Genomic DNA, 12307 nt, shown 5'->3' with positions numbered 1-12307 from the left:
TTTTATCCTCGCTTATCATAAAACATTTTAAAATTTCCTTTGAAAACTAATGTATGTTTAACATATGACTTTACTTCGACGTAATAATGTTTTGCAGTTTGATTTACAACTCGTGCTTCTGCTCTTACCGTATCATTTAATTTTACTTTTTCAATAAATTGAATGCTACTCTCATGAGTTAAAACTGTTGGTTGCTTAATTAGCGCAACACATAACGAATTTGCCTGAGCAAACAGCACATGACCACGCGCAATTCCAGTTTTATGAAAAACAGAATCCGATGTAATATCTAAAATTGATTGCGCTTTAACATTTGGATTGACTTGAATCAAATCACCAATAAATTCTTGTTCTTCAATAGAACTTATTTGGTCATAATTCTTTTCAGCAACTAATTTAATACGCTTCCTTAATTCTGGTATGTTTAAATAAGTGCGATCTAAACGAATTGTTTGTATACTCACTTGAAATAAGTCGCTTAGTTCATGGTCTGTGATGAAGGGATTGCTATCAATTTGTTGTCTGATTGCTTCTCTACGTTTATCTTTCTTTAGTTTCAACGTCTCACCCCTCATTTTTTAGTACCTAGTCTTAAACATTCCTCACATATCATAACACTTTCTATTTAACCGACTCAACAAATAACTGTATTATTTAGCTATTATTTAGTCGGAAATTTATAAATTGTTAAAATACCACTTTACATTTAAATAGTTCAAGTGTCATATCACTCAATTAACGAAGTGTTGCACTCAAATTGACAAATCAGCATGGTAATTAGTCAAAACTGCGATGTAATAAATTTTCTTCAACAAAATGACGTAAATGTTGATACGTATTTTCAAAGAATACGCCAGATTGAATAAGTTCAGCTGCTTCATCACGAGCAACTTCTAACATACGATAATCTTCAACTAAATTGGCAACTAAGAAATCTGGCAACCCACTTTGTTTAACACCAAAGAAATCTCCAGGACCACGCATTTCTAAGTCTCGTTCACTCAATTCAAATCCATCCGTTGTTTGTGTCATAATTGTCATTCTTTCAATTCCTGTTTCTGTTTTAGGGGATGCAATTAAAACACAGTAACTTTGCTGGTCACTTCTACCTACACGACCGCGTAACTGATGTAAAGTTGATAATCCAAAGCGATCCGCATCATAAATCATCATAAAAGTTGCATTCGGTACATTAACACCTACTTCAACAACAGTAGTAGAAACTAAAACATCTATCTCATGATTACTAAACTTTTGCATGACCTCATCTTTTTCATCGGCAGATAACTTACCATGCAATAACCCTACACGGGAAACACCATAATACTGTTGTAAAGACTCGTACAATGCGACAACATTTTGAACATCTTCGAGATGCTCAGAACTTTCTATTAGCGGGCAAATGACATATGCTTGACGACCTTTTTTCAACTCTGAGGTCATTTGCATCAAAACTTTATCGTATTGCTCATGCTTTGCCCAAGTAGTAATAATAGGTTTACGACCTTTTGGTAATTGTTTAATTGAAGACACATCCATCTCACCAAAAACTGATATTGCTAGTGTTCTTGGTATCGGCGTTGCTGTCATAAATAACACATTCGTCATTGCACCTTTTTCTCTTAAAAGCTGGCGTTGATTCACACCAAATCGATGTTGTTCATCTGTAATTACTAAACCAACATTATGGAAAATCACATCATCTTGAATCAAAGCATGGGTTCCAATTAAACAATCAATCGTACCATTTTCAAGTTGTTCTAAAAGTATCTTTCGTTTCTTACCTTTTACTGACCCAGTTAACAATGCAACGTTCATAGAATCTCCAAATAAAGCCATTAAACTTTCAGCATGTTGCTCTGCTAAAATTTCAGTTGGTACCATCAATGCTGATTGATAACCAGCCGTTTTTAACGCATACATACAAATTGCAGCAACTACTGTTTTTCCTGAACCTACATCACCTTGAAGTAATCGATGCATACGTATTGGTGCTTTTAAATCTCTAAAAATTTCATTAACACTGGATTTCTGTGCTTCAGTTAGTTCAAAAGGTAAACAATCAATAAATGATTTAACTCGGTCTATGTCATAATCAATTTCAATTGCTTCGTCAGATGACTTTTCTAATCTATTTAGCCATTGCATACGTAATTCGAATAAAAACAGTTCAGTAAATGCATAGGTTCTACGAGCACGTAATAAATCCTCTTTACTTTTAGGATGATGTAACGTGTTCAAAGTAAAGTCCAAGGTCTCTAATTTATATTTTTCTCTTAGTTCATCAGTTAACCATTCATGAATTGTCACATCATTTAATGCTTGTCTAATTTGGTCTCGTATTTGATTTTGTTTAATACCTTCCTTAATACGATAGACTGGTTCTAATTGAACATCTGCGTTTTCTTGATTTTGTGTACCTTGTGAATTAAAGAAAACCCTATTACCAGTAATTTCCTGTTTAACTCTATTCCACTTACCTTTAACAGTTATAGTTTGATTTAATTCGATTTTCTTTTTTAAATACGGTTGATTGAAAAAAATACATTTGACAGCAATATTATTTACCATTAAATGAACGGTTAATTTTGATTTATTTCTTCCAAAAAATGCAACAACTGGAGCTGTATATACTTGTCCTTCTATCGTAACGTTAGATTGATCTTCTGCTTGATTCAAATCAATCACTGTATTATCTTCATATCTAGTTGGCAAATAAAGAACAAGATCTTCCACTGTATGAATATTTAGTTGTTGCAATACTTCTATTTTCTTAGGACCTATACCTTTTAATTGTAAAAGAGAATATGGACTTTCTATTAAGTTTACTTTAGCCAAAATAAATCACCTATGTTTTATTTGATTTTACGTATCATTTAGTATGTTATTTATTTTAACATGACTAAGTTGAACATGACATTGTTAGCAACTCGAGAACGATACTTTTAACCCGCAATATCACTAAAATAGCAAAATAAAAAACTACCAACTGATGATTTATCATTGGTAGTTTTTTATTTTAAATTTTTATTCTACTGAAAAGAAATATTGATAAATTGGTTGTCCACCTTCATGAACTTCCACTTCTACATCTGGATATTGCTCTTCGATCCAGTTTATCATGTTATCTGTAACTGCTTGCTCTGCATCTTGACCAATAATCACAGTCAATATTTCACTATCTTCTGCTAACATCTCATTTAACAACTCAGTAACCGTTGTTAATTGATCACTTTGGCTGCTTACAATCTTATCTTCAATCAAGCCCATAAACGCGTCTTTTTTAATCTCAACGCCATCAATTTTCGTATCACGAACAGCGTACGTTAATGAACCAGATTTAACGTTATTTACTGAATCAGCCATTTGCGCTTTATTTTCTTCAAGTGTTGCGTCCACATCATATTGGAATAGTGCGCTTATACCTTGAGGAATAGATTTCGTTGGAATAACAACAGCTTCTGCATCAACAATACTCGCTGCTTGTTCACTTGCCATTAAAATATTTTTATTATTCGGTAAAATAATTGCACGTTTACATTTTGATTGTTCAATGACTTTAACGATATCTTCTATAGAAGGATTCATCGTTTGTCCACAACTAATGATATGTGTGGCACCCATTGATTTAAATATCTCTGAAATACCTTCACCCATAGAAATAGTAATAATCGCTGTTTCAACCGTTTCCATTTTCGGTTTAGCTGTGTGCTGTTCTTTTCGAATCACTTCACGGTGCTGTTCTCTCATATTTTCAACCTTAAGTTTAATTAATTCACCATATTGTTGACCATAATTAAACACTTTACCTGGGTATTCGGTATGCACGTGAACTTTCACAATTTCTTCATCATTAATGACTAATAAAGAATCACCAAATTGACTCATATCTTGCCTGAATTCTTGTTCATCAAAGGCTTTTTTATTCTTTCCAAAACGAACCATCATTTCAGTACAATAGCCATAAATAATATCTTCAGTATTAATTACACCATGGAAATCATGTTCATCATGTACAAATTCATCTTTATCTATCTTTGCAACTTTGGCTTCAACTTTTTCACCTTTAAGCGCTTTTAAGAATCCTTCGTAAACGCATAACAAACCTTTACCGCCACTATCAACAACACCAACTTCTTTAAGTACAGCTAATAAGTTTGGTGTGTTTTCAAGTGATTCATTGGCTTTTACAATAATGTACTCCATTAATTCTATACAATCTTCAGTATTATTTGCTTTTTCTATTGCAGCTTGCGCAGCATCTTTTGCAACTGTAAGTATTGTACCTTCAACTGGTTTCATAACAGCTTTATATGCCGTTTCAACACCAGCTTGAAAACTTTCAGCTAACAATTTTGAATTAATTTCAGATTCACTTTCAATATTTTTACAAAATCCTCTGAATAATTGTGACAAGATGACACCAGAGTTACCTCTTGCACCCATTAGTAAACCTTTCGAGAATGTTTTACCTAATTCGCCGATATTTTTCGACAAATTATTCTCTACTTCTTCGCGACCTGAAGTCATAGTAAGATTCATATTTGTTCCTGTATCACCATCTGGCACTGGATACACATTCAAAGAATCTACCAAATCTGCATTGTTAGATAAATTTTGTGCCCCTTGTATAATCATATCGGCAAATAATTTACCATTAATTTTGCTAATCATTTCAAGTTGTCCTCCTAAGCTTTCTTGCCTGTATTATTCACACGTACACCTTGTACATATATATTGATTGAATTTACTGATACATTAAGTGATTTTTCCAAAGTATATTTCACTGTTGATTGTACATTATTGGCAACTTCAGATATTTTCACACCGTAACTTACAATAATGTACATATCTATATCCACTACGCCATTATTTTCAGTTACTTTGATGCCTTTAGCATAATTTTCATGTCCTAGTATTTCCGCAATACCATCTCTAACTTGTTGTCTAGATGCCATACCTACAATACCATAACATTCAACGGCCTTTCCACCTACAACCGAAGCAATCACTTCGTTTGAAATATCAATTTTACCGTAATCATTTGAAATCTCTAATGTCATATCTTTGTCCCTCCTAAATTTCAAAGTTTATTATTCGTTTTCCCTAATCACTTTTAAAATTTTACCACTTAGTGTAGTCATAAACGCTTTAAGTTTCATTGATTATTTTTATAAAATATCAATGTTACAACTTATCAGAATGACTTACGCTTAAATCACCTATTATATTTTGAGTAAACTGAATTTACACTCATGACGATTATCTATAGGCGTTTTCTTTTAATAGATGTAGTATCATTAAATAAAAATTTTAAATGTTTCATTCACTTATTTCTCTAAAATATCATACTACATAACTTCACAGTCTACAATTATATCACAAAACTCAGTATTTTTGACTTTTATGTGAAAATTATTCATTGTTTTTCAAATGAAACTATGCTATCTTAATTAAGTATATAAGTAGTTATGTGTATTTATATTTATTAAAGGAGGTACTCATATGGGTAAACAATGTTTCGTAACAGGTCGTAAAGCTTCGACTGGTAACAGACGTTCACACGCTTTAAACTCTACTAAACGTAGATGGAACGCTAACCTTCAAAAAGTTAGAATCCTAGTTGACGGTAAACCTAAAAAAGTTTGGGTTTCTGCACGTGCTTTAAAATCTGGTAAAGTAACTAGAGTTTAATAAATATATTGCACATAAAAAATGTGACCTTATGTGGAGGACGCATTTACTTAAGAACTAAGAGCTCAACCTCTTAGTTCTTTTTTTGTTACCATACAATACATAATGGTTCATAGTGAAATTCGAACTATCAATATAATTTGGTTAATACGTTTAATAATGGTTCTCTGTCAAATTGGACTTATGGGTTCAATATCGATTTTGGCACATAAATCAATGTACTAGGACCTACAATTTTCCTTTCAATAATAAATCACGCCATAATCTTCATTAATTACAGCGTGATTCATCTATTATTATGTTATAAATTCTATCTATAAACGTCACTTTATTAAATAACTCATGCACTTTATTAAAAATCCTCACAAATTTGAATATACTTAATTTAAATCTGTACTTCTAATTTGCAAAATCAACCCATCATGTACAGTTACTTTCGCTTGCAAAGACTCAATTTCATTTGAAATAGTTAAAGTAGAACCTATATTAAGCATTTGTCTAGCTAAATTATATTTAAAACCTGCTAGAGAAAGTTCTACATCATCAGTCATCGGTATAAATGAAATGTACGGATAACTCTTATCTTTTTCAACTGTATGTTGACCTTTAGGCAATAATTCAATTTTATTTTGTTGATCGATAACTTCTATATGAACATCATGTTTATAATATGCTTTTTTCAATAATAACTGAATTGCCCCAAAAAAGTGATCTAATCGTCCGCCTGTTGCACCATAAATTGTAATACTATCAAATCCAAGTGCAACAGCTTTATCAACCGCTAAAGCTAAATCCGTATCAGCTTTTTCAGCTTGAACTAGTTTGATTTGTAACTGTTCTGTTAGAAGTTGGCGTTCTTCTTTACTGACTGAATCAAAGTCTCCCACTGAGAAAAAAGGGATAATTTGATGCTTCAATAAAATCAAAGCACCTCTATCAACGCCGCCCCATTTACCTTCATTACTTTTGGCCCAAATATCTTGCGGCAAGTGTCGATCAGAACATAATAAATTTATATGCATATACACTCAACCTTTCAATGCTTGTGTGACTTTTTTATAATCCTCTTGTTTAAAGAAAAATGAACCTGTTACTAGCATTGTAGCACCATTTTCAACACAAACTTTCGCTGTATCGGTATTTACGCCTCCATCAACTTCAATATCAAAGTTTAATTGACGTTCCATTTTAATAGCATTAAGACCCGCTATTTTTTCTACGCATTGATCAATAAATGATTGACCACCAAACCCTGGGTTAACTGTCATCACTAGTACATAATCAACAATGTCTAAAATAGGTTCAATTTGTGATATTGGTGTACCAGGATTAATTACTACACCAGCTTTTTTATCTAAATGTTTAATCATTTGAATAGCACGATGAATATGAGGCGTTGATTCGACATGAATTGAAATCATATCGGCACCATGTTCTGCAAATGATGCAATATACTTTTCTGGATTTTCAATCATCAAATGTACGTCTATAGGTAATGTTGTGCCTTTTCTTACTGCATCTAATATTGGTAAACCAATAGATATATTAGGCACAAATTGACCATCCATAACATCAAAATGAACTCCGTCGACACCTGCTTCTTCAAGTCGTTTTAATTCATGTTGTAAATCCAAAAAATCAACAGATAATAATGATGGATATAGTTTTGTCATTTAATATCTAACCTTTCTATTTGAAATTTCATTAAATAGTTGTAAATAATGGTCGTATCTAAATTGCGCAATATTCCCTATCTCTAATTGATGCTTAACATTACAATTAGGTTCTTTGATATGATTACAATTTCTAAACTTACATGTTTCACCATATCGATTTAATTCAAGAAAATAATCTTTTATTTCATCTTTATCTATATGATCAAAATCTAAAGCACTGAATCCAGGTGTGTCTGCAATATAACCGTTTTGACGTTCGAATAGTTCGACATGTCTTGTAGTATGCTTTCCTCGATTTAATGATTTTGATATATCATTTGTCTCAAGATTAAGTTCTGGACGATAATGATTTAAGAAAGTGGACTTACCGACACCTGATTGACCACTAAGTACTATAAGTCCAGCTGGCCAAGCTTCTACAATTTTTTTTCGATCATCATCATTTCCAATAAATTCAGTCTCATAGCCAATATTTTCATATATTTTCAACAACTCATTAATTTCGAACTGCTTTTCAATTGGTGTTTTATCTTTTTTAGTCACCAAAATTCTCGCATTTAACTGATACGAATGTGCAATAACTAAAAATCGATCTAATAATTGCGTTGAAAAATTTGGCTCGACAGCACTCATTACAATTACTAGTGTATCTATATTACTTACAGGTGGTCTTTTCAACTCATTTTTCCGCTCAAACACTTGATGAATATAGCCTTCGTTAATGTTTTGAACTTCAAATTCCACTATATCACCAACTACCGGTGAAAATTTTTTCTTTCTAAATAATCCTCGTGGTTTTGTATTGAAACGTTCGCCATTAACGTCTACTTGATATACCCCACTAATTGATTTCACTATTCGACCTGTCTTCAAAATGGCACCTCTCGATTAATTTTACTGCATTTATTATATCAAAGACTGGAAAATTAATATATAAATGATCATTTCAAATGATATAAATATTGTGAGAGTGATACAGAATTGATAGACAATGCTCACCTGTATATGATGACATGAAGCATTTTAAAACTACCGCAATCTCAACATAAAAATACCGAGACTTCCAAATAGAAACCTCGGTACATTTACTTCAATTATATTTATACATCATCATAGCTGACTTCTTTTTCAGCTACAGTTTTACCGTCAACTTTAACAATATAACTTGCTGTTTTTCCTTTTTCAATTCTTAAAGGAATGTCTATACGTTGATCACTAGTAATGTCGAAACTACCTTTTTCAGTTGAACCGTCATTATCTTTATCTTTAATATAAACTTTAACTTTTTGTGACTTATCATTTTTACCAGTGTATGGTACATCTACCGATTCAGTTGTCGTTTTGACATCTGATGAGTCACTTTTTTTACCTTTAGAAACAACAAATGAAATCGTTGACCCCTCATCTACTGATTTTCCTTTAGGAGATTGAGAAATCACATCACCCTCATCAATATCGTCACTATACTCTTCCTTACTTTCAACTTTAAACCCTTTTTCTTCTAAGGCTTTTTTAGCTTTGCTAAAGGATTTATGCTCAAAGTCTTCTACATAAACTTGCTTAATGCCTAAAGATTCATATAGTTTAATATTAGAATCATGAATAGCGATTTCAGTATTTGCGGTTACACTTTGATTTGCAATGTATCCTTTTGGCGCTTGATTATTATATACTTTTTCAATCGTAACATCTTTAAGACCTAACGATTTTAATTTCTGCAAGGCTTCCTCCTTAGGTAAACCAATGACATTTGGCATTTTAACCTTTTCAGGGCCTTTTGATATAACAACATCAACACTGTCACCACGTTCAACACGTTCACCTGTATTAGGAGTTGTCTTAATAATTTCATTTTCAGGATATTTATCACTATAACTTCTAGAAATTTTACCCAATTTCAGGTTGTTTTTATTGAATATTTGCTCTGCTTCTTTTACAGATTTCCCGATTACATCAGGTGTCTCTTCGTATTTATTACCAAACATTGCCATTGCCACAAAAGAAACAAGTGCAATCATTAACAACGAAAAGATTAGTGATAAGAGCACAATCTTTCGTGTTGATTTCTTTTTAGGTTTTGGTTCGTAAACCGTACCTTCTGGCTTTTGGAATTGCTGATGATGAGCAGGCCCATTTACAATAGGTACTTGCGTCGTTTCACGTTTAGGTTGATTCGACTTATGTTCACTAATATGCTTTGCTAGATCTTCTTTTTTCAAAGGTACCGCTATCGTTTTCATTTTATCGAGTTCATAGACATCTTCATTCGCTCGATTTTCATGTAAAACACTACTCAAATCATCTTTCATTTCTTGAATTGTTTTGTAACGATTCGCTTTGTCTTTTTCTGTAGCGCGTAAAATGACATTACTTAAAGATTGCGGAATATCCTTACGTACATCTGTTGTCACATTTGGCACAGAATCCTGAATATGTTTAATCGCAATGCTAACTGCAGTTTCTCCATTAAAGGGTGGTTCACCAACAAGCATTTCATATAACACAATACCTATAGAATAAATATCTGTACATTCATCCGTTGCCTCACCTTTTGCTTGTTCTGGCGAAAAGTACTGCACAGTACCTAACACATGATTAGTCTGAGTTAAAGACGTCTCACTTAAAGCTTTAGCAATTCCAAAATCAAATATTTTCAACGTTTTATTGCTGTCAATTAATATATTTTGTGGCTTAATATCTCTATGTACAATACGCATATCATGCGCATGTTTAATACCATCCAATATTTGATTCGTAAAATTAATCGCCGTGTCAACACTTAATGGCCCATGACTTTCAATATACTCAGACAAAGTCGGACCTTCAATATATTCCATTACTAAGTAGTAACAGTCATCTTCTTCATCAACATCGATCATACTTACTATATTTTGATGTGATAGCTGTGATGAGTTATGTACTTCTCGTTCAAAACGTTTTAATGTTTCTTCTTTTTCTCTAGGTGGTATAAAAATCGCCTTAATTGCAACTTTAATGTTAAGTATCGTATCTTCAGCAAGATAAACGGTACTCATGCCACCGCCGCCAAGCTTATCTACAATTTTATATCGTTCATTTATTATTTTACCTATCATACTTTATCACCTTCAATAGCCGCGAGTATGAAAGTAACGTTATCTTTCGAATGGTTATCTAATGCCAATTGCATTAATTGATCACCATGATCTTCTATTGTACCTTCTTTTACTAACAAACGCTTAATTTCATTGTCTTTAACATAATCAGTTAATCCATCTGAATTTAATAATAAATAATCATAAAAATTTAATCGCTTAATAAACAAATCTGGACTCACACGTTTATCTGTGCCCATCACCTTCGTAATAATATTACGTTGTGGATGTGTAAATGCTTCTTCCGGCGTAATTTGACCCGTTAAAACAAGATGATTAACAAATGAGTGATCACTAGTAATTTGATCAATTTGTCGACTATTAATAACATAGGCTCTAGAATCACCGACATTTGCTATCACAACTGATTTTTCAAAAACAAGTGCACAAACACATGTTGTACCCATACCTTTATATTCTGCATTTTCTTGTGCATAGTGATATAACTGAAAATTTATATCTTTTATATTATTACGCAACCAATTTTCAGCTTGATGTTGTTCTATAAGATTTTCCGCTTCAAAACGGGATTTCAACTCATCTGTAACAAATTTACTTGCAACTTCTCCTGCTTTATGGCCACCCATACCATCACACAGAACTAAAAGTTGTTGATTAGTTTGATTATAAAAAATACCACCCGCATCTTCATTCTTATCTCTATGTTGTCCAGTATCAGTAAAAAATTGTGCCTCTAGCATTTGTCTTTACCTCGTTTCTACTTGTCGTTCCTTTGCTCTTAATTGACCACAAGCTGCGTCAATATCCGAACCTTGTTCACGACGTATTGTGGCATTAATTCCTAGTCTCTTTAATTCTTTTTCAAATTTAAAGATATCATTTTTAGCCGTTTTCACATAATTTCTTTCTGGAACATGGTTGACAGGAATTAAGTTAACATGGCAGTTTAAGCCTTTTATTAAATGTGCTAATTCTCTTGCATGTTCTAGTTGGTCATTCACACCACCAAACAGACCATATTCAAAAGTAACACGACGATTTGTTTTTTCTTGATAATATTGAATTGCTTCGATTAACTTCTCAACATTATATGCACGGTTAATTGGCATCAAGCGTGATCGCACTTCATCTTTTGCGGCGTGTAAGCTTACAGCAAAATTAATTTGAATATCTTCATCCGCAAAGTCATATATTCTAGGAATGATACCTGATGTTGATACTGTAATGTGACGTGCACCAATATTTAAACTATTATCATCATTGACGATTCTTAAAAAGTCCATCATTTCATCATAATTTTCAAATGGTTCACCGATACCCATTATGACAATTTGAGATACGCGCTCTTCTGTAGCATCAAGGGCTTTTTGAACTGTTAAAACTTGTGAAACAATTTCGCCAGCTTCAAGGTTTCTTTTTAAGCCGCCAAGTGTAGAAGCACAAAACGTACATCCGATACGACAACCTACTTGTGTCGTTACACATACTGAATTTCCATAATCAAGTCTCATTAAAACAGTTTCAATTGTATAGCCATCTTGTAATTCAAATAAGAATTTAATTGTACCGTCTTTACTTTCTTGTTTTACTACAGTTGTTAAAGTTGTAACAGTAAAGTTATCTTTTAAAAGCTGTCGTAAGTCTTTCGATAAGTTCGTCATTTCATCAATCGAATCTACTCTTTTTTGATATAACCATTCAAAAATCTGTTTCGCTCGAAATTTTTGTTGCCCTTGTTCAACGAGCCAGTTTTGCATTTCGTCAAATCGCAATGAATATATTGATTGCTTGTCAAAATTTGGAAGAAATTTATTCTTCTTTTTCTTTTCAGCAGTTATCATT

11 protein-coding genes are annotated in these 12307 nt (G+C 32.5%); 1 reads left to right on the top strand and 10 read right to left on the bottom strand.

The window, feature by feature from the left end:
• Positions 1-2: 2 nt before the first annotated feature.
• From fapR to JQN76_RS09745, 4 genes are all read right to left on the bottom strand, one after another.
• Positions 3-575 (bottom strand): transcription factor FapR, encoded by a 573-nt coding sequence (gene fapR / locus JQN76_RS09760; protein ID WP_001548538.1) that lies wholly within the window; start codon positions 573-575, stop codon positions 3-5.
• A 202-nt stretch (positions 576-777) separates the two neighbouring features.
• Positions 778-2838 carry an ATP-dependent DNA helicase RecG gene (recG, locus tag JQN76_RS09755; RefSeq protein WP_001151492.1) on the bottom strand — a complete coding sequence of 687 codons (2061 nt, stop codon included), beginning with the start codon at positions 2836-2838 and terminating at the stop codon, positions 778-780.
• A gap of 189 nt (positions 2839-3027) precedes the next feature.
• On the bottom strand, positions 3028-4674 hold the full coding sequence (gene fakA / locus JQN76_RS09750; RefSeq protein ID WP_205397771.1) for a fatty acid kinase catalytic subunit FakA: 1647 nt from the start codon (positions 4672-4674) through the stop codon (positions 3028-3030).
• 14 nt (positions 4675-4688) lie between these two features.
• Positions 4689-5063, bottom strand: coding sequence for an Asp23/Gls24 family envelope stress response protein (locus tag JQN76_RS09745; protein WP_000171418.1), 375 nt, complete (start codon positions 5061-5063; stop codon positions 4689-4691).
• Between the two features lie 442 nt (positions 5064-5505).
• Here JQN76_RS09745 and rpmB point away from each other — a divergent pair, with 442 nt between their 5' ends.
• Positions 5506-5694: a 50S ribosomal protein L28 gene (gene rpmB, locus JQN76_RS09740; protein ID WP_000517908.1), complete on the top strand. Its 189-nt coding sequence runs from the start codon at positions 5506-5508 to the stop codon at positions 5692-5694.
• Between the two features lie 380 nt (positions 5695-6074).
• Here rpmB and JQN76_RS09735 read toward each other — a convergent pair whose 3' ends face one another.
• The 6 genes from JQN76_RS09735 to rlmN form a co-directional block, all read right to left on the bottom strand.
• On the bottom strand, positions 6075-6716 hold the full coding sequence (locus JQN76_RS09735) for a thiamine diphosphokinase (RefSeq protein WP_001836852.1): 642 nt from the start codon (positions 6714-6716) through the stop codon (positions 6075-6077).
• A 6-nt stretch (positions 6717-6722) separates the two neighbouring features.
• A complete protein-coding gene (rpe, locus tag JQN76_RS09730; protein ID WP_000164332.1) occupies positions 6723-7367 on the bottom strand; it encodes a ribulose-phosphate 3-epimerase in 645 nt (214 codons plus the stop codon).
• Positions 7368-8243 carry a ribosome small subunit-dependent GTPase A gene (rsgA, locus tag JQN76_RS09725; RefSeq protein WP_000847935.1) on the bottom strand — a complete coding sequence of 292 codons (876 nt, stop codon included), beginning with the start codon at positions 8241-8243 and terminating at the stop codon, positions 7368-7370.
• Between the two features lie 227 nt (positions 8244-8470).
• The gene (pknB, locus tag JQN76_RS09720; RefSeq protein ID WP_000579564.1) at positions 8471-10465 is read right to left on the bottom strand and encodes a serine/threonine protein kinase Stk1; all 1995 of its coding nucleotides are present in this window, start codon (positions 10463-10465) and stop codon (positions 8471-8473) included.
• Positions 10462-11205 carry a protein-serine/threonine phosphatase Stp1 gene (locus JQN76_RS09715; RefSeq protein WP_000888493.1) on the bottom strand — a complete coding sequence of 248 codons (744 nt, stop codon included), beginning with the start codon at positions 11203-11205 and terminating at the stop codon, positions 10462-10464. The genes pknB and JQN76_RS09715 overlap by 4 nt, the downstream gene beginning before the upstream one ends.
• A gap of 6 nt (positions 11206-11211) precedes the next feature.
• Complete coding sequence (rlmN, locus tag JQN76_RS09710; RefSeq protein ID WP_001836851.1) at positions 11212-12306, bottom strand: dual-specificity RNA methyltransferase RlmN; 1095 nt, start codon at positions 12304-12306, stop codon at positions 11212-11214.
• Between the last annotated feature and the right edge of the window lies 1 nt (position 12307).

It is taken from the genome of Staphylococcus sp. SM3655 (genome assembly GCF_016917315.1).
Classification (GTDB): domain Bacteria; phylum Bacillota; class Bacilli; order Staphylococcales; family Staphylococcaceae; genus Staphylococcus; species Staphylococcus aureus.
This window is presented reverse-complemented; position numbering and strand designations above follow the sequence as displayed.